This is a genomic window from Paenibacillus sp. B-A-8 (genome assembly GCF_048572915.1).
Taxonomy (GTDB): domain Bacteria; phylum Bacillota; class Bacilli; order Paenibacillales; family Paenibacillaceae; genus Paenibacillus_AQ.
Map to the genome: position 1 here is coordinate 4,163,179 of NZ_CP183882.1, position 24,172 is coordinate 4,187,350.

Below are 24,172 nucleotides of genomic sequence, written 5' to 3' on the forward strand. Positions count from 1 at the left end.
CCATCCAAACTTTACTCACAACTATGTTGAGTTATTATTAAACCGTATAGTTCTCCAAGGAAATCTTCACATCATTCAATAAAGCTCGCGGTCGCTTTAACTCACTCTCGATACTCAATTGTAATCTATCGCCATTACTGGTCGTATAATGAGCCGCCAACCCGTCTTCCATCTCGAACTGCGGTTCATTGTGGGCCATAGCTATAACGAAAGCATCTAGTCCGATGATTCCAAGCTCCGCGGACTCCTTAACACCTATCGCTTCAACGATCACCCCACCCGGCTTTCCTTGAACGGTTACCTCAATATATCCCGGCCGTTCCTGCAGTTGGTATGAATGTGATAAATAAATTGCGAAAAAGACATCCCCAACCTGACCAAACAAGGCGTTCGGGTCTTGCATCCACTCCCCATGAGGAAGAACACCGATGATCGTATTCTTATCACCCTGAGGAATGGGGAATAAAGAAATAATAACATTCTTGTGATAGAGGACCTCCATATAACGACTCTGATGGCGAGGATCTCCCTCATTGTAGCCTTGACCTGGGTGGAAGAAATATAACTGGTTGGACCCTCCTTCTCCATTCACAGGCAGGGAGAACGCCCATCGGAGCTGCTCATTATCGAATTCCTCTACTCGCTCCCACATCCCACCTGCGGCAAATTCCTCTGTAATATAGGCATAGGAATGAAGCAGCGGTTGAACGTTCGGATCTGCAGGAACTACTTTCCGTGTAAGCTTGATAGCTTCCACTGGCGTCTGGTGATTCATTGCAGCTGTTAAGGCCTCTTCAGGTGCTTTATAGAAAAGGAGTCCAGCATATTCCGTGCGTGGCATTGCCTCAGGAAGCTTGAAGTCCCCGAACTGAACATAGTCATGCAGCACATTAGCGTCACCGGGTACGTCATGAGGCCAACCTCTTGAATGTGCCCCTACCCAAGCTCCACGCAAATAAAATGCTGCTCTGACATTCCAAAGATGATCAAGCATTTCTTTAAGAGTAATTATTAAATCCGTATCCTCTGCTGAGACAAGCTCCAAAGCACAGGTAAACGCTTGCACCCAATGCCAGAACCACGGAAGACTGCCGTATTCAGGCATACCTTTGGAGCGAATATACGCTAGCGTACTCTTCAGACTTTGCCGACCATCTTCAAGCAATATTTCGTCTGCGAACATCGTACCAAAAATCAGCTTTGCTGCTGTATATTTCGCTTCATGGTGTCCAAAGGTTACTACCGGCTTACGGAAGAAATCACTCCGATAAATGTGCCCAAATGCTGTATTCAGGACAATACGGAGTTGCGCATTTAGTGATCCGCCATATTTTTTGCAAAAGTAAGCCATCAGACTCCCCATAATTTCCACAGGTAACTCGTGCGGCGATGCTTCACGTGGAATAGGATTCAAACCAAGTGGCCAGTGTCCGTAGAGCTCCGTACCGGCTTGTCGATTCTGAAGCAATAAAGTCTCCAGCAGCACATCCTGTGCCTTCTGCTTCGCTAGTTCACGATCGAAAGGTATCACCAGAGAATCATCTACTGCAGCTGCAAAAAGATACGAGCCATAATAAAAGTTATTTCGCACATCATCGTGGAACCAGAGTCCACTCTCCAGGAGAGGTCGCCGCTCCGCTTCCAATGCGATTTTAAAAATAATTTCTTGCTGACGCTCCTTATAACTACTCTGAATACCATTTGACTCCAGCATTCAAGTTCGACCTCCCATATCTCAATTCTCAATAGTATGACAATAACCCTACGAATGAGAACAAAGCATTTTAGCTCTATTGTGCACACTTTTTGTTCATTTTGCAATTACAAAAACCTAATAATAAACTAAAATGAACATAAATAATAAAAATTACACTTGTAAAATGAACTTAAATGGAGTAAATTGTACCTATACGAACGAAAAATATGCTTGTTAAGGAGATTGAATATTCCATGGAAAGACGTTTCGCATCCCATCCTAATGAAGTTAAGCAGTTTGACACTGAGCGCCTCCGTAAGGAATTCCACATTCCTGTCATTTTTGCACCTGATGAGCTAAAGCTTGTGCTTACACATGAAGATCGTATGATCGTTGGTGGTGCTAATCCTGTTAAAGAAGAAGTAGTTCTTACTACAGACCTTAAAGAACTTGGGGTTACTTACTTCCTCGAACGCCGTGAGCTGGGGATCATCAACGTTGGCGGTAAAGGGACGGTTGTTGTCGATGGTACAGAATATGAAGTGGATTTCAAAGAATGTCTGTATGTCGGTCAAGGTTCTAAAGATGTTATCTTCAAAAGTGCAGACGCTTCCAAGCCCGCCAAATTCTATTTGAATTCTGCACCTGCTCACCAGTCCTATCCAACTACCAAAACCACACTGGCCGAATCCGAATCCGGTGCGATGGGCGGTTTGGAGAACTCCAACGAACGTACCATTCACCGATTCATTCATACAAATGGCGTACAAAGTGCTCAGCTAGTTATGGGTATGACTCAACTGAAGCCAGGTAGCATGTGGAATACGATGCCAGCACATACACATCCACGCCGGATGGAAGCTTATTTCTATTTCGATCTACCAGACGATTCCGTTGTGTTCCACTTGATGGGAGAGCCTAATGAAACTCGCCATATCGTAATGCAAAACGAACAAGCCGTTATTTCTCCAAGCTGGTCCATCCATAGTGGTGTCGGCACTCATAACTATACTTTTATCTGGAGTATGGCTGGTGATAATAAAAGATATGATGATATGGACCCCGTATCCATGAAAGAACTACAATAGAGATAAATTAATTACGGAAAGCTGAGGCAAGCGGATGAACCCGATACGACGACACGAGATGATTATGGAAGTTATGCTGAACCAAAAAGATGTAACGGTGAATGAACTGAGCGATAAGCTGCAGGTTACCGGAAAAACAATTCGTGAGGATTTAAGCAAGCTGGAGGAACAAGGACTGATCGTTCGTGTCCATGGCGGAGCTGTGCTGGCACAAAGTGACCAGTTTGGTATTTTACCCTCCAAGGATCCCCTGGATAAGTATTCCGACGAGAAAACGGAAATCGCCTTGCGTGCACTTGCTCATATTGAACAGGACGATATTATAGCTCTTGACGGTGGGAGCACAACGCTTGAAATTGCTCGACGCCTGGACAATATGCCTCTGACGGTAGTCACCAATGATGTATACATCATCAGCGAGCTGGTTCCCAAAGATCATATTCGCCTGGTCGTTCCCGGGGGTTACCGTGTCCGTAATATGTTGGCCGGCCCTGAAGCCGTCTCCTATGTGCAACAGCTTAATATTCAAAAAGCATTTGTGTCCTCTACAGCTGTTCATATTGAACATGGACTTTCCATATATACAGGAGATTTAATTGAGTTTAAGCAAGCCCTTGTGTCTACAGCCCGTAAGGTGTTCGCGGTTGTCGATCACCATAAATTTGGTCAAACTGCGCTACGTACATTTGCTTCTCTGCAGGAGGTTGACGTTATCTTGACAGATAATGGACTCTCCCCCGAGACGACAAAACAGTTCCGCAATGCCGGCGTTATCATTGAATGTGAGTAATAACGGAATCATATCCATTTAAATCAAAGGGGCGTAATTATATGTCATCATCATTATTCAGCTTGGCAGGTAAAACAGCACTCGTAACCGGTGCAGCGCAAGGTCTTGGGCAAGGGATTGCCCTAGCCTTCGCAGAAGCAGGTGCAGATATCGCATCCGTATCTCTTAATACAAGTGAAGAAACCGTAAACGCTGCAAAAGCTTTTGGCGTAAAAGCGGTTAGCATCGAATCTGACCTAAGTGATCATAACAACCTGCAAAACACATTTGACCAAGCCCTTGAACTGACCGGTCATGTTGACATTCTCGTGAACTGTGCAGGAATGATCCGCCGTACTCCGGCAAAAGACCATAGTGAAAAAGACTGGTTCGATGTAATCAACTTGAACCTGAACACAGTGTTCCTTCTGTCTCAGATCGCGGGTCGCCACTTCCTTGAAAGAGGATCCGGCAAAATCATTAACATCGCCTCCATGCTCTCCTATCAAGGCGGTATCAATGTTCCTGGTTACACCGCAAGTAAGCACGGGGTTGCTGGTCTTACTAAAGCTTTTGCCAACGAATGGGCAGGCTCCGGACTGAACATCAATGCGATTGCACCAGGCTACATGGCTACTGAAAATACAGCTCCAATCCGTGCCGACCAAAGTCGTTCGGATGCCATCTTAGATCGTATCCCTGCTGCACGTTGGGGAACGCCTGATGATCTTAAAGGTCCTGCTGTATTCTTGGCTTCCGCGGCTTCTGACTACTTGAACGGCCACATTCTTAATGTTGACGGCGGATGGATGGCTAGATAAATAACCTGAAATATTTAACCCGCTGCCTGTGGCAGCGGGTTATTTTTACTTAAACAAGCTTGTAATAGATTCCCCATCAAACTTACTTGTAATTTTAAAACCCCCGGAGTGATACTTATTGTTACTAGCAAGATCAATGATATGCAGAAAATTAGTGTCTGTGAGAGTCATTCCAAAACGCAAAGCTTTATTTACACGTATACTTATCCAATAGGTTTCCGTAGGTTTATCAGCAGTATTACTTCTTCTCAGTTTCACATCAGAGAACTCATTTATTATCTTTTCAATTTCTTTCGGATCCTCAACTTCTACTTGTTCATCATTTGACGATTTAAGAATCTCGATGGACGTGATTTCGGCTGTATCGATTCGATCTAAAATAATATTTTTAAATGAATTATAACTGTGATATAACTTAATGCTCCAAAAGCCAATAATGAATACTACAAGAAACACGATGTACGGATTAGTTTTTTTCATTAATCTGAGCCCTCTATCTGCACAAATTCTCCAGGATGTGCCCGAATATACTCGCCAATCAGTCTGTGGCTATCTTCGGCTATGTTCTTAAATCGTTCAAATAAACCACTCATCTCTCTCAACAACTCAGGGTCACGATCGAGATCCGTGATGGTAGCATCAACCCACTGTATTCCAAGACGATTGTTTCTTTCTTCGAGAAATGCCTTTGTTTCCTGAAGCAAAAGAATCATCGGATCATCGCCAAAAAATCGTATGCCACCCATCACCCCTGTCCAATACCCCGGCAGGTCTTGCATGTAAGAAATCCAAGCATAATATTCCCCTTCGGAATTACGGCTGTGATCATGCATTACTCTGAACATACAAAGAGCTTTCTGTCCATCTGTGAGCTTGGAGATCACTTCGGATTTGATCGATGGTGATTTTGCGCGAATCTGCTGAAAGGTAGGCTCCATACAGGCCCATCCTAGTCTTTCATCACTTAAAGTGTCCAAATCCTTCTGCTTCATGGTTACTAAATTCATTTAACTCCTCCTTTGATTAACATCCAAAAATATACATATCATTCTAGATGTTGTCAATAAGAACCACCCTAACATTTAGGGTAATTCGAACGGTTTTATGATAGGCTTTAGAAAGAAGAAATCATCACAAAGGAGCTTTTCTATGCATAATGAGATACTTACCATTTTTGATGAAGCAGGCAACCGAACAGGTACGGCTCCACGTGAAGAGGTACATCGGTTAGGTCATTGGCATGAGACTTTCCACTGCTGGTTCATAAGCAAAGATCAGGAAATACCCTATATCTATTTACAACTTCGGAGTGAACAGAAACAAGATTATGCAGGACTACTGGACATCACGGCCGCCGGACATTTGCTAGCAAATGAAACTGTAGAAGATGGAATACGCGAGGTTCAAGAAGAACTGGGACTGGAGATTTCTTTTGAAGAACTGATCCCGCTAGGAACAATTCCTTACAGTATGAAAAAAGAAAACTTTATCGATAATGAACGAGCGCATGTCTTTATTTATATCAATTCCTATCGACTAGAAGATTTTCAGTTACAACAAGAAGAGGTCGCCGGCATTGTCAAAGCTAAGTTCTCTGATTTCTGCAGATTTTGGCAGGAAGAAATACATAGTCTACAAGTCAACGGTTTTCAAATCGATCCGCATGGACATAGAATTGCCATTGAGCAGGATGTAGACAAGACCCATTTTGTACCCCACGATACGGATTATTATTCTCGTATTATTGAGGGCATCGAGGCAATATTTCTAAAATCATCAGAAGTAACGGAGGACAAATGATTATTGATCAACAAATATTTAGTGTGAGAGGAATCCAATACATCATTCGATCTGCAATCCCTACGGATGCTATGACATTGTCCAAATTAAGAGTACAAATTGATGGTGAGACCGAGAATTTAGACAGAGAACCAGGGGAAGCGTTCATTGACGGAATTAGGCTTCACGGTGCTTATTCAATCTGATTCGAAGGAACCCAGAAATTTGTTTCTTGTAGCGGTAGTTGAGGATCAAATCGTTGGGTTCTCCCGATGTGAAGGTCCTACTTTAAAAAGATTCGCTCATAAAGTAGAGTTTGGAGTATGTGTGTTGCAGGATTATTGGGGTTATGGAATTGGAAAGAATCTTTTAGCAGAATCTATTGCTTGGGCCGACGCTAACGGTATCCAGAAAATCGCTTTAAATGTCCTGGAAACGAACGACAAAGCAATTAAACTTTATCAAAAGCTCGGCTTTGAGATCGAAGGCACATTAAAGAACGACAAGGTCCTTTCGGATGGCAAATTCTATAACACGATTATGATGGGACGACTTATGAATTGATAGTAAAAAGGCAGAACCTGAATCCCCCAGGTCCTGCCTTCTTTTTATACTAGCGATTTACGCTTCAACATTACGAGATCATTTACCGCTAGATTCAACACAGCCGGAGCTGTAGTACCTGAGCTCAAATCTGTATAATCCACACCATCTAATTTGACTGATTGCGGACTGCCACTGTAGTTTTGCACAAAGATATAATCGCTTTCTCCATCGGTACGAAGCTGCGCTGTCACACCAGTTGGAAGCTCACTATCAAGTGCACGCGTAATTCCTGCTTTAGCAGTGATCGCGGCATACAATTCAACGTAGAAAGAAGCGTCTTTCACACGAGTAGCTAGGTGATATGCATTTCCTTCACCGAAACGATTTACCGTAAGTGCTGGACGGCCAGCATAGAAATCACTGCGATAAGTGCCTAATGCTTCCGCACCTTCCAAGTGTATCAGCTCAGCAATTTCATGCGCATCATAATCTCCACTAAGATTAAGTGCATTGCTCGCCTGCATGACAACACCATTCAAATCACGGCTATGCAGTCCTTCTGTCTCCTCCGCCCAAATACCGAGCGTTCTGCGCAGTGGTCCAGGGAATCCACCCAAATGGCATAAATCCGTTTCGTTAACGACACCAGACCAATAGGTTGCCAGGAAATTTCCGCCCTGCTCCACAAACTTCTCGATGCGCTTTCCATTTTCTTCGCTGATCAGATATAACATAGGTGCAATGACCAGACTGTAGGAGGACAGATCATCTCCCGATCCGATCATATCAACCGGAATACCCAGCTCCCAAAGTGCACGATAATGCTGGAGTACAGTCTCCTCATAACGTAATCCTGAATTACGAATACCTTGTGCATCTTTGATCGCCCAGCGGTTGTCCCAATCGAAAATAATCGCTGTTCTCACTGGAGTTGATGTACCTACTACTTCTGTCATTCCCGCCAGCGTCTTTCCTACCTCTGTAACGTCTTTAAACACACGAGTCTCGGAATGTCCGCTATGGTCAACAACCGCACCGTGGAACTTCTCACTAGAGCCCCGGCTTTTACGCCATTGGAAATATTGTACAGAATCCGAACCATGCGCTACCGCTTGAAGTGAAGACAGCTTGTGCATGCCAGGACGCTTCAGCTTACTGACCGATTGCCAGTTCGTAAGTGATGGTGTGCTCTCCATGAGCAGGAACGGTTTCTTTTTAAAAGAACGCATTAAATCGTAGTGCATCGCCGTCCATGCCGCCAGTCTAGCATCGTCACCGTCTTCAGTATAATGCCATTCTGGATAAGCGTCCCATGAGACAACATCCAGAATTTTGGCTAGTTCGCGATAATCAATGCCATCGATCATATGCATATTCGTTGTAATTGGCAGCGCTGGATTGTAAGGGCGTACAACATTAATCTCATGCTGACAGAAATCAATCGTCCGTTCGCTGACAAAACGCCGCCAGTCGAGGTTCAAGCCGTGTACTTGTGTTTCTCCATGTGGCGCTGGGGATTCAATCTGTGTCCATGAAGTGTAGGTATGACTCCAAAAAGTAGCCCACCAAGCATGATTTACCTCATCCAGACTGTTATTGTATTTGACCTTTAACCAATCTCTAAAAGCATTCTGACAAAGATCACAGTGGCATTCACCACCGAACTCATTCGAAATATGCCAACCGATAACAGCCGGATGCTGGCTATAACGTTCCGCAAGCTTCGCATTTAAAATCGCAGTTTTCTCCCGATACACAGGTGAGGTGAAGCAATGATTATGACGGAAGCCATGTAAATTGTGAACACGATTACGTTCCACTCTTAGAACTTCAGGGTACTTCTCAGACATCCAAGCAGGCCGTGCTCCACTTGGTGTTGCTAGAAATGCGTAAATCCCATTCTCAGCAAAAGAATCCAATACACTATCTAGCCAATCAAAAGTGAATACACCTTCTTCAGGCTCTAGGGATACCCAAGAAAAAATTCCGACAGACATCACATTACAGTTTGCAAGCTTCATCAGACGAATATCTTCACGCAAAATTTCTGGATACTTCAGCCATTGTTCAGGATTATAATCAGCACCGTGCAGCATCACTGGAGCTTTGCTACTAATCGGGGAATGTTTTTTACTCATTGTGTAAGATCATCCTCTCAATTCTGCCCATTTTTGGAATGGGACTATTCTCTGATGAGACGTTAGATGCCGAAGCTATCTAAATCAAGAATCATCATTTATACTATTTATAATAAAAGAAAACTCACCTAGAACAGTAGGAATATACTCTCGAAGTGATAGTACAAAATGAATATGAGGTGAATCATCCTGCTTCCATTTTCTCTGATAGAGCTACCGCGCGACGCTGAGACGCTTCCCTTATATCCTTACTCTGTCGGACGTCATATCCAATTTCATCATGTGCGGCCTGCCGGCTTCCCTGTGCACCAGATTTTTCTGATTCGTACCGGAACTGGGTTGTTTCGTGATCTGGAGAACGGTACTGAAATCATACTAGAACCTGGAATGGCTTTCGCCTTCCCACCGGATCGAGGACACGAATATTATCCTACCTCACATGAACCATGGCATGTGGGTTTCATCGGAATCGAAGGAATTCAGTCGCAAGGTTTACTAGAGGGGATTGGGCTTCTCCCTTCTATACCCTATCACCCTGCTCGTTTTGAACAATGTTGGGAGGAAATCGGAAAGATCTGGCATACGGTGAACAATCAGACGGCTAGTCGACAAGACGCGCATGGGATGGAAGATCTATCTATAACCCTATATCGATTACTTCTGATGTTGCGTCGTTCTGAATCCACTCATACCTCAGGCAGTCGTTTAGAACTTGAGTCTGTGCGTAATGGAGCGTTGGCTAAAGCGGTTGGTCTTATTAACGAGCATTATACTGAGCCGCTCCTTATCTCCAATCTAGCAGCTGCTGTAGGTTATTCCGTCCAGCACTTCCAGCGCCTATTCGTACATGAATACGGCATAACTCCGCATAAGTATCTTCAGAATCTGCGACTAGAACGTGCGGTACAGTTAATGACGGAGAATGATGAGATTCTCGTTCAAGATATTGCGCTTCAGCTTGGCATGGAAACGAATTATTTTATAAGGATTTTTCGAAATACTTATGGCTGTACGCCTGGGGTGATGAAGGAGAGACTTTTAGAGGGGAACAAATAAGATCACGTACCCTACGCGACTTCACTGCTTCGTTTGGCAAACCATCATTTTCTTAGCATCAGTAGTACTCTGCAAATTCAAGAACTCCCCACATGCATTGTCTTTATCACAAAACCCACAGTCATCACTGTGGGTTTTGTGTTCTTCATACAAATCCATTTTTGCATACATGAGGTTGATATGCCGTTACTCTATCCTAACTTGGACATATCGTATTATGAGACTTTTCCCAAATAAAAAGCATCTAAGGGGTTGGTTAAATGAACGGTGTTTCCATTATTACCTGTACAAATCGTCCAAATTATTTAAACAACCTACTTCAAAATTACAACAGACAACGATATGCCCAAAAAGAACTCATCATTATTATCAATAACAATGCAATTCCACTATTCCCCTACCAACAATTAGCTAAAAAACACAAAAACATAAAGATATTTCGTAAACCAGAACATCAAACTCTGGGTTCATGCTTAAACTATGCCGTAACGAAATGTAAATATCATACCATTGCCAAATTCGACGACGACGATTATTATGCCCCTCATTATTTAACAGAAAGTATTCAGACATTAAATAGAACAAATGCTGATATTCTTGGAAAACGAGCTCATTACATGTATTTAAGTGGTTCTAAGACTTTGATCCTTCGTTTCGCACATGATGAACATCGAACAGTTACTCATCTACCAGGCGCTACACTCGTCTTCAAACGTAAAGTATTCGATCATGTGAAATTTCCTGATAGAAACGTGGGTGAGGATGATCTTTTTTGCAGCAGAAGTAGAAAGAAAGGTTATAAGGTGTATTCTGCGAGTAAGAATAACTTCGTAGCCATACGAAGAAAAAACTCTTCTAAGCACACATGGATTATCAGCGACAGCACTCTAATAGCAAACCATAAGATCATCCGTAATATTAAAAACTACAAGGCCTTTGTTGGACGCAGTCCAAAGATCAAGTTATGAAATGGGCTGCTGATTCTAATGGATCTGCTGTATCTATCCTGACCTGTACAAAACGAGCTGACTGTATAAATACACTATTTGATAACTATCGACGACAGAATTTCAATCCTAAAGAACTTATCGTGATCATAAATAATAATGATTTGAAGATCAATGACTATATAACTGCTGCAAAAAAACATAAGAATGTGCGGGTTTATAAAATACCGGAACATCGTTCTCTCGGATTTTGTTTGAATTTTGGTGTGCAATTAGCGAAATATAGTTATATCGCTAAATTTGATGATGACGACTACTACGCTACCAACTATTTAACCGATAGTATGCAAACCCTTCATAAGAGTAAGGCGGATATCGTTGGAAAACGGGCTCACTTCATGTATCTAAATGACAAGAAATTACTCTTGGTACGCTACTCTCATATGGAAAATAAATATGTAACCAATCTTCAAGGTGCGACCCTGCTCATTAAACGTAATGTATTCCAGCAAATTTCTTTTCCAGATCGGAACCGAGGGGAATGCGTCAAGTTCTGTTCTGATTGTGCTGCACATGGCTTTAAGATTTACGCAGGAAACAAGTATAACTTCGCTGCAATTCGTAGAAAAAACTCCAAAGATCACACCTGGATTGTCAGCGATAAGAAGCTTTTATCCAAAAGTGTTAAAGTTATAAAAGTAAAAAACTTCAAAAAATACGTCACTCGAAGCTGAATTAATCCAACGAAGTAATAATTTATAATTATATCTATTCTTTAAATTGTGCAGGAAACATGTATTGGGTAGAGTAAAACGTGAGGACTTCAGAATCTCTAAATGAGGTGTTAATGTGCTAAATACTCTATTACAATATCTGATCAGACCCGTCATCTACACGCCAAGCACTACCGAATTTTGGAATCATCCACATATATCAAAAGGAATGCTAGAGGCGCATCTGGATAAAAATTGGGACGCGGCTAGTCGTAAAGAAGAATTCATTAATGAATCCGTGAACTGGATTTCAACAATGCTTCCCTCAAACCGCTATCCAGATCTACTTGATATAGGCTGTGGCCCTGGGTTATACGCAGAGAAATTTCATAGTGCTGGATATTCTGTAACAGGAATAGATTTTTCACAGAGATCAATAGCCTATGCACAAGAGCAATCTATTCTTAATCGTTCCAATATTCAATATCTTTATCAAAACTACTTAGATATGAATTACTCTGAAAGCTTTGATATAGTTACTCTTATTTATTGCGATTATGGTGTATTATCCACTAGAGACAGATCTCTATTATTAGACAAGATTTATAAAGCGCTGAAACCGAATGGAAAACTTATTTTAGATGTATTTACACCCAGACAGCATGAAGGGAAGAATGAACAGAAAGAATGGGAAAATAATATTTCCGGCGGTTTTTGGGATGAGAATCCACATTTATGCCTGAACTCTTTTTATCGTTATGACGAAGATCTGACAGTTCTAAATCAAACCATTGTTGTTAGTGAACACTCGACTCAATGCTATAACATATGGGAGCATTGTTTCACAGAACATACCTTAATTAATGAAATACGAAATGCAGGCTTTGGCCAGATCGAATTGTTTGCTGATGTAGCAGGAAAACCTTTCAATAATGAGGGGACTACCCTTTGTACGGTAATAACCAAATAAAAAGGACTGGATAAAAACATAGCTTCGTGGCTATGAGCATCCAGTCTCTTTTTTAAAACGTATAATCATAAAATCTCTCTGCATTACTTAGGCTAGTCCATATATCAGAGCTTTCCCCACCTATATACCAATAGGCAACCCCAGCTAAATTGTTCTTAACGCTTAAATTGTATTTGGCTATTAGTGAACGTCCATCCTCAATCCAGATGGTGTGCTTTATGGACTGCTTCGTATAATTGGCAACATATTGTCCCAAAGACTCATTCCATACGGGCTTCATCCCATAGTTACTAATAATCTGATTTTGCTCCGAAAGCGACATGTACTTTGATGATGAAACCGTACCATTCTGATTCAACGTCCAGTCCCGATTATATAAAGGCAATGCCAATATAACTTTCTGGCTGGGTACTACTTTTAATACAGTATTCACAGCCTGTTGATCAAAAGGAATTGAGGCATTCGGCCCAGGAATCTTACTCCCATCATAATGCTCGTCATAACCCATCATCACTATATAGTTCACTTGCTTACCTAGTGCAGCATAGTCAAAAGCATCTGTCCAATCTGTTCCAAGATCAGGAGAAACGTCTATCGACAGCTTAGCGTTAAGTGAATGCATTTTCTCCGCTAATAAAGTAATAAATGAGGTCAAATACGCACGATCATCAGGCCCAACATTTTCAAAATCAATATTTAGTCCATCTAATCCATATTTACTCACTACAGCAGCTAATTGATTTACTGCCGTAGTCCTTGTGCTAACACTCGACAACATTTGATGCGTTGCTTCTTGATCTGAACGATTGCCAACCATTGCCCATATTTTCTTATTATTCTTCTTTGCCCATGTGATTAGCGAAGCATCCGTAGAATCGGTTACTGCACCTGATTTTCCTACATAATACCATCGTGGCGATAAGGTATTCACGTTGGACTTCAGAACCGTATTCTCATATTGTGCCGTCGTCTGACCATATTGCCAGCCTATAACGATCTGATCCTCTGGCTTCTCCTCAAGCTCTGCTGCCCAGCTGTCATTTTGCAGAACCCGGTCAATGAGGACAGCTGTTTCCTGTCTAGTTATAGGATCAGAAGGCCGGAAATTCCTGCTATTATCCCCCTTCATTAAACCTAGATCATTTACTGTAGCAACAGCTGATCTTGCCCAACTAGCAATTTCATTTCGATCATTAAACGAAGTTAGAGCGGAAGTATGGTTTGTTTGCTTTAAAGCTTTGGCCATCCATACAGCCGCTTCCTGCCTAGTAACTGCTTTTGCTGGCGCGAAAGTAGTTGCCGATGTACCGTTAGCCAGTTCAAGCTGAACAGCTGCCTGAATCCAGCCGTAATACCAAGCGCTCTTTGCTACGTCAATATAGGGAGATACTGGACTAACTGCCGGATCTAGCTTTAGCAGACGATCAAGTACCGTTATGAATTCTGCTCTAGTAATCGATTTAGTAGGTGAAAAGCTTGTCTCCGATGTGCCAGTTAATATGTTTCGATGATATAAATCTATGATTTCTTTTTTAGCATAACTGTTACTTATATCTTTAAAAGGGGCTCCATCATCAGCCCATATATGTTGAATAAATACCCCAGCTACAAGCAATACTACAAGTATAGTAATAACAAACCTACCAAATCTATTGTTCACGAGATGATCCTCCTCGGATATAATCTTCGAATTATACCAAGGATAGAGTCAATAAACATTGCTAAAATATTGGTAGAGTGCGAAAAGAAGTACTTTGTGAATCTCATCCATTTTTCGCTCGGAATAACTAGTAATCGTATGGATCAAGAGCCCCGAGCTCATACCGGACTGTACGTTCTTTAAGCGAAGCAATTTGTTCATATTTATGAAGTTACGTTCTGATTGAATCAGAAGATAGTACTTTACTTATTTAAAGCGCCCGAAATAAAAGCTCACCTTTGGACTGAATATATTTATACATCGCACCACACACCACTAATATTAGTAACCCAATACCTAACAATACAAGATTACCATTCAGATCAGATAGCAGCAGACTCAAACCAAATGGGATCAGTAAGCTTATTAAGCCTATCAACATCGTCACTAAGACGGATGCGCTTTGTTTGATTACCGATACTTCATTTGTCCACTCCAGTTTAGGTAGCTTCAAGTTAACGATTACACCAGTCATTGCTGTAAGACAAGCATATAAGACGGGAATAACCAGTAATAGCAAGCTTTCGATCCACCCTGTGCCAAGAGATATCATGAGGAGCACACTACTGACAACTACAATCGGCACGGTAATCGTAAGATTCACTGCGATTTTACTTAGCAATATCGTTAATGTCGGCACAGGTGCGCTTTTTAAAATCCAAATATTATTACCTTCGAGCGAAATGGAACTGGATGTTGTGCAGCTTAACGTTACAAATACAGAAACAAACAGCGGTGCCAATCGGCTTAAATAATTTGAAAGCTCTGGGACCTCAAGAATTTGTCCTAGTTGCTCTGCATTAACGAATAGCAAGGTGACAGCCATCACAAGTAACATCACCATACCAATACTAGTATTGAGCACATATAAAGTAGAACTGAAATAGCGGCGAAGCTCTTTTTTATACAGTGTATACAAGGGTGACGATACTTCAAGCGGCTTCATTTGATACTTATTACTGGAAAAAGAGGTCGTCAGACCCGTGTGTATCGCTTTATATTTATTGCCGAGCAACATGGTAAACAGCACAAAAGAAATCAGTGAAATCGCAACAAACAATACTAGGGAATCCATCTGAAACGAGCAAACCGCATTTACATACATAAGCGTCAGAGGATACAAGTTGTATATTTGATCAGCGATTTGTGTGCTCATATCCGCAAGTAATTGTGGATTGTTCCCATTGATTTGACCGGAACCAACAATTATCCCGATAATCACAACAAAAGTTAGAATGAGGGTTATTATACGGCTTCCTTTAAATCTTGAGGAAAACCAGCTGATCAGCGCACCAATAATCGTTGCAGCAATGATCGGCACTAATGGAATAAATAACAATGTGATCAAGAAATACAAATAATATAATGCTCCGGGATTCACTTTTATAGCATAAACTATGCCTGCTGGTACCATCACCATCAATGAGAAAAACAGGTTTAACACATAGAGCTGAGCCACTCGACTTGCAACAATATGACTCGTTTTGATGGGTAAGGACATTACGAGATCGTAGTCTTTGGAGCCAAATAATACACCACTTGCCTTATAGATCGTTGTAAAAAATCCGATTAAGCAAGTAACAGCCATCATAATCGCTAGCAACAGCTCAGGCCGGCCTATCTGTTCAAGGGTCTCTGCAATAATAAAGCTATATCCAAATGAAACGACTGCCATCATGACTATGCCTATTAAGATACCGATGCTAAGCCAAAGCATTTTGCGTCTTTCTTTCACACCACGTGTGTGCAACGCTTTATTTAACCCAAAGGATGAGATCAGCTGAATCTTTGTCAATCTCCAGATATTAATCATGCTTAATCAACTCCAAAAACACATCTTCAAGGCTGCTGTCACCCTTCACCTCTTCTGTTTTCCCATGCGTAATCAATTCCCCAGCTTTGATAATGGCAATCTTGTTGCAAAGTTTCTCGGCTACATCCAGTACATGCGTCGAAAAAAAGATCGCACTTCCTTGACTGCAAATCTCCGTCATGATTCTTTTAAGCGTATGTGCCGCTTTTGGATCTAGTCCCACAAAGGGTTCATCCAGCACTAACAGCTTCGGTTTATGTATGAGTGCTGAGATGATCGCGAGTTTCTGTTTCATCCCATGAGAATACGAGGAGATTAAATCCCCCAAATGAGAGGTAATCTCAAATTCATCGCCATATTTCTTAATCAGTAATTCACGATCCGCTTTCGATACGCTAAAAAGATCACCAATAAAATTCAAGTACTGAATGCCTGTCAGATGATCGTATAGATCCGGATTATCCGGTATATACGCAGTAATTGCTTTGCAGGCTAAGGGATCTTTTTTAATAGAATATCCACCAATCTCGATGTCCCCCTCCTCAAAATCAAGAACACCCACCACTGCCCGAATCGTCGTTGTTTTTCCCGCACCGTTATGACCGATAAAGCCGTAAATATCGCCCTGCTCTACCACTAAATTCAAGTCATTTACTGCCTTCTTACCGCCTTTGTAGCTCTTCGTAAAATGCTTTATTGTCAACATCTTGGCACTTCCCTTCCGTTCGTATAAGTAATTTCCATCTTGTCGTGCGTACCGATTCATTCATTGTTAGGATAGTTTTACTATAGTACGTTTATCCTGTCCATTTAGTTCATTCCTTCATAAAAATTAGTCTATTTCAAAAACTCGGACCCGATCTAATTCAGCTTCACTTCGAATGACTCTCTGATTCTTTCAAAATTCTATGCCTATTTATACATCATCCTTAGCATCCTCCACCGGGCTTATACGAACAGTGTTCGATGCCAAACCTTTGTTTCAGGAGCATTGCGATCTATTATAAAATTCGATGCAAGAGAAAAAGGACCTGTCCCCCGCGGGGAATCAGGTCCTTCCTCATCTATTTACCTCAGCTGGCTTACATAAACTGAAGCGTGCTAAGCGAAGCCTTACCGTTAAGTACAATGTACACGTCCTGACATCCGCTAACGCCGCTCAATTCAGCAGTGAAATCATGCCATATATGAGCACCGGTGCCTGCCAGCGTAAGCTGTGCTGCCAGCGGGCCTTCCGGGCTTTGCAGTCGGATTTCTGCTGTAGCAGCACCCGGACCTGCTGCACGCAGTTTGATGCTGTGCGCACCTGCTCCGAACTCGGCATCCTTGAAGGAGATCCAGCCGGACTGCTCCTTCACTTCTACGGCGCTGCCGCCTTCACGGCACTCGCCAATCAATACGCCTTCATATCCGTCATAGTTGATTGCCTTCACCAATTGCTTCAGGTCACGAGGTGGAATGACTTCGCCTTGCACCTCAAGTGCTGCGCTTACTGGCAGATTGGATGATGAAGCCCCTGCCATAAAGGTGAACACGCCGTTTTCAATACAGAAGCGCTCACGGGTGACATCCCACATTGCCAACTCGGAGAGTGGCAATGTGAAGCTTACGTCAACCGACTCGCCTGGCTGCACATGCACCCGGCGGAACGCAAGCAGTTGCTTCAGTGGACGTTTCACTCGTGACTCTTCCGCGTGTCCGTACAATTGTACCACTTCATCTCCTGCAAGATGACTCGTATTGGTGACACGAACCGTCAAGCTGATCTCATTATCCTTCGCTGCAGAAACCAGCTGCTGGTCGAGGGTCAGGCCATCATATCGGAATGTGCTATAGGATAGGCCATGTCCGAATGGATAGAGCGGTTCGCCGGTGAAATACTGATACGTTCTACCACTCTGGATCACGTCATAGTCCATAAATTCCGGCAATTGATCAACCGACTTGTACCAGGTCATATTCAGGCGTCCTGCTGGATTCACGTCACCGAACAATACATCGGCAACAGCATTTCCTAGCTCCTGACCGGCATGCGTAGTGTACACGATAGCCGGCACATGTGCATCTGTCCAGTTCAGGGCAAAAGGATAACTCCCTACAACTACTACGACCGTGTTCGGATTCACCGACATAACTTCCTTAATTAGTTGCTCCTGCGATTCCGGCAAAGTGATGTCTGGGCGGTCCATCGTTTCCTTGCCGTTAATTAACGGATGATTACCGACGAAGACAACTGCCAGATCCGCATCGCTGGCAATTTCCTTCGCAGCCTGGAATTTTTCCGTAACCGTCTCTACTTCAAATACATCGGCAGCAATCGCTTTTGCTTCCCCACCAGTGACCGATGTAGCCCCACTCACATTAATCTCATTGGCCGTCTCTTCAGCACTACCAGTACCGACAAGCAGCTCACCATTTTCTCTTCCCACTGTTACCGGTGTATCATTCCACGTCGAGAAAGTCACCTGATCCGCGCCTTCTTCGGATGGGCGAACTAGGAATACTTCTTTCGTGAACCATTCCCAGATTTGGTCCGCTGAAGCTTTCACTACGCGGTCATCTGTCGTCAGGTAACGACCATTGTCTTCGGCGATCAGGGTCTTGTTGTGCCAGCCCCAGTCCGTTGATTCAAACACTGCTGCATCCTCCGCAGCTTCGCCGATTGCAGCCAGCGCAGCTTGTTCGCCTTCAAGCAGCTGTACATAGCGGCCTGTGCGTTTGGACTTCAGTTTAATCCGGTCTGTGCCGCCGGCAAACATAGTTTTACCGCCATGTGCATCAAGCTTCTCTTGAATCCCCTGAAGAGGTGTAATCGCATAAGGCATTGAACCACTGTACCAGTCGCGATATACCGTTCCGCCCAGCGGTCCGATAACAGCAACCTTCTTCAGCTTATCCGCTTGCAGCGGAAGCATGTTGTCTTCATTTTTCAGCAGGACAATCGCTTTACCCGCCGCTTCACGTGACAGCTTCGCATGCTCTGGATGCAGAATCGCTGACTCGTCAATCGCAGCATATGGATTTTCGGAATCGGGATCGAACTCGCCAAGACGGAAACGGACACGGAACGTATTGCAGAGTGCCACATCCAAGTCACTTTCAGTTAGCACGCCTTCTTCCAACGCTTCGCGCAGTGACTGCTTCATCAGCTCATTATCGTCGGTAAGGCTGTCGATGCCACCCTCACGTACAGAGCGAGCGACCGCTTCCTTATGTGTTTCCAAATAGCCATGATCACGCACCGTGCCGGATACATCAAACGCATCGCTGACAACAAAACCATCCATCCCCCACTCCTGCTTAACGATGGCATTAACATCTGGGCTCAGGTTAGCCGGTACGCCGTTAATGGCGTTATACGCCGTCATCATCGACTGGGCGCCGCCTTCCTTAAACGGAATTTCAAATGCTTTCAAATAATACTCTCGCATATTGCGGGGATCGATACTGACCGATTGATCACCGCGGCCTACCTCATTGTTGTTGCCAATAAAATGCTTCAGTGTAGCAACCGCTTTCAAATACTTTGGATGATCACCTTGGATTCCTTTAACAAGAGCAGCTGAAAGTTTGCCCGTCAGTACTGGATCTTCGCCATAGGCTTCCTCAGTACGCCCCCAACGTGGATCACGCTCCATATCAACGGTTGGTGCCCATAACGTTAATCCGTTAATCTCTGGATTGCGTTTATAAAATCCTCTGGCCTCGTCGCCAATAGCATCGCCAATTCGCTGCATCAGTTCAGTGTCCCAAGTACAACCAAGACCGATTGGCTGCGGATAACCTGTGGCTTCACCAAGCCAAGCCATACCATGTGCGGCTTCTGTGCCATGTTTATATGCTTTTACCCCAAGCCGTTCAACGGCTGCCTGATATTGCACCATTTGTTGAACCTTTTCCTCTAGTGTGAAGCGAGATACGAGATCATTGACCCGTTCATCAAGCGGAAGCTGTGTATTCTGGAATGGATAGTTAGTAGATGACATGTAAGAACCTCCTTGTAAACGTTTTCTCTGGCTTATTATAATGTAGATTGTCTTTGCCCGATACCCGTAAAATTAGAGGTATTTTCATATATAATTTGCACTTTCATTTGACTTAATTAAACATTTCAACCAGAAACAGCGTTCGTATGTCCTACCAAGCAGTCAAGCTGCCAGCGAATACAGCTTGTAATCGTCCGGTTAAATGCTTGCAAATCCGCTTCGAAGAGTGCTCCGTTGCTTCCACTTCCATCTTCTTATCGTTCAACTCTTTCAAGTTACGTGTCTTAACGAATGCATAAACGTCATCAACCTGCTGATCTACAACGGCCCCCCTGAATCGGACGGTACCACTGATCGTATCACCTGTATTCACACCATCTTGATGGAGCATGAGATCTACCTTGGCCGCTCCAATTCCAGCACTCGCGAGCATTCGTTTAAACGAGGGGAGCTATCTGAGATTTCATTTTTGGAACAGTAAATGCCTTGCTACGGACAACAAAAAAAGAAGCATCCTCACCCAAAATGGGATCGATTGCTTCTTTTTTACTCACTAAGTCTACGCTGTCGCGAACTGACTATTATACAATCTGGCGTAATATCCACCACTAGCTAGGAGTTGATCATGTGTACCGCTTTCCACAATGTCGCCATCCTTCATGAATAGAATGAGATCCGATTCACGAATCGTCGACAACCGATGGGCAATTACAAAACTGGTTCGACCCGCGATCATAGTCAGGAAAGCTTTCTGAATCCGCACCTCTGTTAGCGTGTCAATACTGCTCGTAGCTTCGTCTAAGATGAGCATAGGTGGATCTACAAGCATTACTCTTGCTATGGTAAGAAGCTGCTTTTGTCCTTGCGAAAGATTATCTCCTGAACCACTGATCTTCGTGTCATATCCATCAGGCAGACGTTTAATGAAGCTATGTGCATTAGCAGCTTTAGCAGCAGCTATGACCTCTTCATCTGTAGCATCAGGCTTGCCGTAAGCAATATTTTCTCTAATCGTGCCACCAAAAAGCCAAGTGTCCTGCAGCACCATCCCAAAATTACGTCGCAAGCTATCGCGAGTAATGGTCTTAATATCCACACCATCAATCTTAATGGATCCACTGTCCACATCATAGAAACGCATGAGCAGATTAACCAGCGTCGTCTTCCCCGCTCCGGTCTGCCCAACAATCGCAACTCGAGTCCCTGGCTTCACTTCCAAGCTGAAATCATTTATCAGAGGCCGTTCTGGATTATATGCAAAGAATACCTTCTCGAAGATAATAGTTCCTTGACTTGTATTCATGATTTTGGCATCCTTTGAATCAGCCGGTTCTGGAGTCAAATCAAGAATGGCGAAGATCCGCTGTGCAGAGGCAGTTGCCGATTGTAGCTGCGTAATTACACCTGTAATTTCATTAAAAGGTTTAGCGAACAAGTTGGAGAAAATCAAGAAACTAGACAGATCCCCTACCGTGAAATGACCCCGAATGACCATAACACTACCGATCATTGCAATGACTGAGAACGTAACATTATTGACCAGCCGTGTTGTCGGGTTGGACAAGGAACCATAGAATTGTGACTTCACACCGGTCTGATATAATGTCTCGTTTTGTTTTTCAAACTGTGTCATTGCACGTTCTTCATAATGATAAGCAGTGACCACTTTTTGTCCGCCTATCATTTCCTCCACATACCCATTGAGACCCCCCAGAATCTTCGCTTGCTCTTTGAACATCTTCTGAGACCGCATCGTAATAAATCTTGCTACAAAAAAGGTAACAGGTGCTGACAGAAGAACTACTAAGGTCATCACAGGACTTATGTACAGCATTAGCACAATTGCCCCTACAATGGTGATGATCCCTGTAAGCAGTGTGGAGAAACCTTGCAGCAGTCCATCAGAGACGGCATCCATATCGTTAACAAACCGGCTGATACTGTCTCCCTGCGGGTGGTTGTCATGAAACTTTAAAGGCAAAACATTTAATTTATCAAAAAGCTCTCTCCGTAAGTCGTATACCGTCCGGTATGCAATTCGGTTCGTTAAATAAGTAAGAAGCCATCCAAAAAAGCTGCCGACAATATATACCGCTGCCAGAATCAAAAGCAGTCTAAGTACAGCGTCAAAATCAACCTTTCCCGGTCCGATCATAAAATCAATGGCTTTACCAATAAGTAGTGGTCCAATTAGACTGGCGATCACACTGAGTAATGCGCATATAACCGCCCCTATAGCTATTTTTCTATAATGTCCTGTATATACAATTAGTCTTTTCCAAATGTTGTTTTTGTTCATTGGCCCGACTCCTCACTCGATAGCTGGGACAGGCAGATTTCTTTGTACACTTCACAACCACGCATCAGCTCCTCATGAGTTCCGACACCGGCGATCCGCCCTTCCTCAAATACCATAATTTTATCCGCTTGCCTTACAGTGCTCACCCTCTGCGAGACAACGAGTACGGTCATTTGCTGGCTGCTCTCTTTGAGCGCTTTACGTAGAGCCGCATCAGTAGCGAAATCCAGCGCACTGGAGGAGTCATCCAGAATTAGAATGGACGGCTTACCTACCACTGCACGAGCTATGGTCAAGCGCTGCTTCTGTCCCCCGGATAAATTAAGTCCACCACGGGATACCTGCATATTCAACCCTTCAGGCAATTTACGAATAAACTCTTCTGCTTGAGCAACAGAGGCAGCTTGCATGATTTCTTCCTCGGTTGCGTCTTCCTTACCCCAACGAATATTCTCAGCGATTGTTCCTGTGAACAGCACTGCTTTTTGCGGCACAATCCCTATTTTCTCTCGAAGCTGATGCAGCTTATAATCTCTGACATTCACTCCATCCACTTTAACTTCACCTTGCACCACATCATAAAAACGTGGAATCAGGTTCACAAAAGTAGATTTACCAGATCCCGTACTGCCAATCAACCCTACAGTCTCTCCGCGGTTAATGACTACCGATATACCCTCTAATGCCAACTCACCAGTTGTATTATAACCAAACGATACACGTTCGAATGAAATAGCAGGAGCGGTATGATTTGGTTCAGCCATCATAACATTTCCTTCCTCGGACACGGATGCTTTGACACTCAGCACTTCATTCACGCGATTGGCAGAGGATGAGGCTTTTGTAAAAATAATAACCAGGTTAGAGACCACTATAAGTGCCAGCAAGATTTGAGTGACATAATTGATGAAGGCAATGATCTCACCCTGTGACAACCGGCCCCCGTCAATATGAATTCCACCTACCCATAAAATAGCTATGATCGCCGCGTTTACTACAAGTGTCGTCATCGGTCCAAGTAAAGCAGAAATCCGCGAGACTCTGATCGCTGTAGTGGTTAAATCCTCAGACGAGGCATCAAAACGTTCTTTTTCCGTACGTCTCTTAGCAAAAGCACGAATGACCCGAATTCCTGACAAATTCTCACTAAGTACGAGTGCAAGTGCATCCAGCTTCTGTTGATACAATCGATACAAAGGAGCGCTTCGAGTGATAATGAAATATAAAATAATCCCAAAAATCGGCGTTGCCGCTATTAGGATCAGCGATAACCTAAAATCCAAGATCATCGACATTATGATAGCTCCGATGCAGATAAACGGTGCACGAATAACCAGGCGAATCAGCATGGCAACAGCAATCTGCAGCTGGTTTACATCATTAGTAATCCGGTTAATCAGCGTAGGCGTACCGAACGTATCCAGCTCAGCGTACGATAAGGATGTAATATGATTGAACATTTTATTACGAAGCGTCGTGCCGAATCCCTGAGATGCTCGTGCCGCATAGTATTGACATACCATAGAGCAGCCGAAGCCAAGTAGAGACATCAGCACCATCAAGCCACCCATGCGGTATACATAAGCACTGTCATGATTTCCGACCCCATTATTGATGATTAATGCGACAATGGTTGGCAGAATCAGCTCCAGAATCGCTTCCATCAGCTTAAAGATTGGACCGATGATGGCTTCTTTTTTGTACGGTTTTAAATAAACTGCAATTTTGAACAACGTCATCCACACCCAACATAAGAAGTATTTAAGCATTTGAAATATGTATAATAACAGTTATGATTATGGCATATCTACTCACATATTAATAATATTTGATTCGTATCGCTCCCATACGA

The 24,172-nt window shown here is 43.3% G+C and carries 19 protein-coding genes and 1 pseudogene; 9 read left to right on the plus strand and 11 right to left on the minus strand.

All coding sequences use genetic code 11. The features are described 5' to 3' along the window. Positions 1-37 precede the first annotated feature (37 nt). Positions 38-1,714 (minus strand): hypothetical protein, encoded by a 1,677-nt coding sequence (locus tag ACN6MV_RS18600; protein WP_419884606.1) that lies wholly within the window; start codon positions 1,712-1,714, stop codon positions 38-40. A 236-nt stretch (positions 1,715-1,950) separates the two neighbouring features. Here ACN6MV_RS18600 and kduI point away from each other — a divergent pair, with 236 nt between their 5' ends. The 3 genes from kduI to kduD are packed head-to-tail and all read left to right on the plus strand — an operon-like array spanning position 1,951 to position 4,374. Further along, complete coding sequence (gene kduI / locus ACN6MV_RS18605) at positions 1,951-2,784, plus strand: 5-dehydro-4-deoxy-D-glucuronate isomerase (RefSeq protein WP_341113607.1); 834 nt, start codon at positions 1,951-1,953, stop codon at positions 2,782-2,784. Positions 2,785-2,818: 34 nt separating this feature from the next. Continuing rightward, positions 2,819-3,574, plus strand: a complete 756-nt coding sequence (locus tag ACN6MV_RS18610; protein ID WP_042128753.1) for a DeoR/GlpR family DNA-binding transcription regulator — start codon at positions 2,819-2,821, stop codon at positions 3,572-3,574. A gap of 41 nt (positions 3,575-3,615) precedes the next feature. Beyond that, entirely contained in the window at positions 3,616-4,374 is a 759-nt protein-coding gene (kduD, locus tag ACN6MV_RS18615; RefSeq protein ID WP_375103265.1) for a 2-dehydro-3-deoxy-D-gluconate 5-dehydrogenase KduD, read from the plus strand. Positions 4,375-4,419: 45 nt separating this feature from the next. Here kduD and ACN6MV_RS18620 read toward each other — a convergent pair whose 3' ends face one another. Both ACN6MV_RS18620 and ACN6MV_RS18625 read right to left on the minus strand, forming a co-directional pair. Further along, the gene (locus ACN6MV_RS18620; protein WP_419884607.1) at positions 4,420-4,854 is read right to left on the minus strand and encodes a DUF5301 domain-containing protein; all 435 of its coding nucleotides are present in this window, start codon (positions 4,852-4,854) and stop codon (positions 4,420-4,422) included. After that, positions 4,854-5,381 carry a hypothetical protein gene (locus tag ACN6MV_RS18625; RefSeq protein ID WP_076119599.1) on the minus strand — a complete coding sequence of 176 codons (528 nt, stop codon included), beginning with the start codon at positions 5,379-5,381 and terminating at the stop codon, positions 4,854-4,856. The genes ACN6MV_RS18620 and ACN6MV_RS18625 overlap by 1 nt, the downstream gene beginning before the upstream one ends. Positions 5,382-5,523: 142 nt before the next feature. Between ACN6MV_RS18625 and ACN6MV_RS18630 the strand changes: the two genes are divergently transcribed. Next, positions 5,524-6,174 carry an NUDIX hydrolase gene (locus ACN6MV_RS18630; RefSeq protein WP_419884608.1) on the plus strand — a complete coding sequence of 217 codons (651 nt, stop codon included), beginning with the start codon at positions 5,524-5,526 and terminating at the stop codon, positions 6,172-6,174. Beyond that, positions 6,171-6,717: pseudogene (locus ACN6MV_RS18635) on the plus strand (N-acetyltransferase family protein). Before ACN6MV_RS18630 ends, ACN6MV_RS18635 begins: the two are co-directional and overlap by 4 nt. Positions 6,718-6,761: 44 nt before the next feature. Here the strand turns inward: ACN6MV_RS18635 and ACN6MV_RS18640 are convergent. After that, positions 6,762-8,837 (minus strand): beta-galactosidase, encoded by a 2,076-nt coding sequence (locus tag ACN6MV_RS18640; protein WP_375103268.1) that lies wholly within the window; start codon positions 8,835-8,837, stop codon positions 6,762-6,764. A gap of 207 nt (positions 8,838-9,044) precedes the next feature. Here ACN6MV_RS18640 and ACN6MV_RS18645 point away from each other — a divergent pair, with 207 nt between their 5' ends. From ACN6MV_RS18645 to ACN6MV_RS18660, 4 genes are all read left to right on the plus strand, one after another. Beyond that, positions 9,045-9,893: an AraC family transcriptional regulator gene (locus ACN6MV_RS18645; RefSeq protein WP_269321992.1), complete on the plus strand. Its 849-nt coding sequence runs from the start codon at positions 9,045-9,047 to the stop codon at positions 9,891-9,893. 260 nt (positions 9,894-10,153) lie between these two features. Further along, positions 10,154-10,861 carry a glycosyltransferase gene (locus tag ACN6MV_RS18650; RefSeq protein ID WP_042128769.1) on the plus strand — a complete coding sequence of 236 codons (708 nt, stop codon included), beginning with the start codon at positions 10,154-10,156 and terminating at the stop codon, positions 10,859-10,861. Further along, positions 10,858-11,574, plus strand: a complete 717-nt coding sequence (locus ACN6MV_RS18655) for a glycosyltransferase family 2 protein (RefSeq protein ID WP_042128771.1) — start codon at positions 10,858-10,860, stop codon at positions 11,572-11,574. The genes ACN6MV_RS18650 and ACN6MV_RS18655 overlap by 4 nt, the downstream gene beginning before the upstream one ends. A 115-nt stretch (positions 11,575-11,689) precedes the next feature. Beyond that, positions 11,690-12,523 carry a class I SAM-dependent methyltransferase gene (locus tag ACN6MV_RS18660; RefSeq protein WP_339287075.1) on the plus strand — a complete coding sequence of 278 codons (834 nt, stop codon included), beginning with the start codon at positions 11,690-11,692 and terminating at the stop codon, positions 12,521-12,523. Positions 12,524-12,575: 52 nt separating this feature from the next. Here the strand turns inward: ACN6MV_RS18660 and ACN6MV_RS18665 are convergent, their stop codons facing one another. The 7 genes from ACN6MV_RS18665 to ACN6MV_RS18695 all read right to left on the minus strand — a co-directional run bounded on the left by ACN6MV_RS18665 (position 12,576) and on the right by ACN6MV_RS18695 (position 24,053). Then, the gene (locus tag ACN6MV_RS18665) at positions 12,576-14,183 is read right to left on the minus strand and encodes an S-layer homology domain-containing protein (RefSeq protein WP_419884609.1); all 1,608 of its coding nucleotides are present in this window, start codon (positions 14,181-14,183) and stop codon (positions 12,576-12,578) included. 250 nt (positions 14,184-14,433) lie between these two features. Further along, positions 14,434-16,035, minus strand: a complete 1,602-nt coding sequence (locus ACN6MV_RS18670; protein WP_419884610.1) for a putative ABC transporter permease subunit — start codon at positions 16,033-16,035, stop codon at positions 14,434-14,436. Next, positions 16,028-16,741, minus strand: coding sequence for an ABC transporter ATP-binding protein (locus ACN6MV_RS18675; RefSeq protein ID WP_419884611.1), 714 nt, complete (start codon positions 16,739-16,741; stop codon positions 16,028-16,030). The genes ACN6MV_RS18670 and ACN6MV_RS18675 overlap by 8 nt, the downstream gene beginning before the upstream one ends. A 376-nt stretch (positions 16,742-17,117) precedes the next feature. Then, complete coding sequence (locus tag ACN6MV_RS18680) at positions 17,118-20,021, minus strand: glycoside hydrolase family 3 C-terminal domain-containing protein (RefSeq protein ID WP_419884612.1); 2,904 nt, start codon at positions 20,019-20,021, stop codon at positions 17,118-17,120. 151 nt (positions 20,022-20,172) lie between these two features. Then, positions 20,173-20,454 (minus strand): sporulation protein, encoded by a 282-nt coding sequence (locus tag ACN6MV_RS18685; RefSeq protein ID WP_419884613.1) that lies wholly within the window; start codon positions 20,452-20,454, stop codon positions 20,173-20,175. 126 nt (positions 20,455-20,580) lie between these two features. Then, positions 20,581-22,320, minus strand: a complete 1,740-nt coding sequence (locus ACN6MV_RS18690) for an ABC transporter ATP-binding protein (RefSeq protein WP_419884614.1) — start codon at positions 22,318-22,320, stop codon at positions 20,581-20,583. Then, positions 22,317-24,053, minus strand: a complete 1,737-nt coding sequence (locus ACN6MV_RS18695) for an ABC transporter ATP-binding protein (protein ID WP_419884615.1) — start codon at positions 24,051-24,053, stop codon at positions 22,317-22,319. The genes ACN6MV_RS18690 and ACN6MV_RS18695 overlap by 4 nt, the downstream gene beginning before the upstream one ends. Positions 24,054-24,172: the final 119 nt, after the last annotated feature.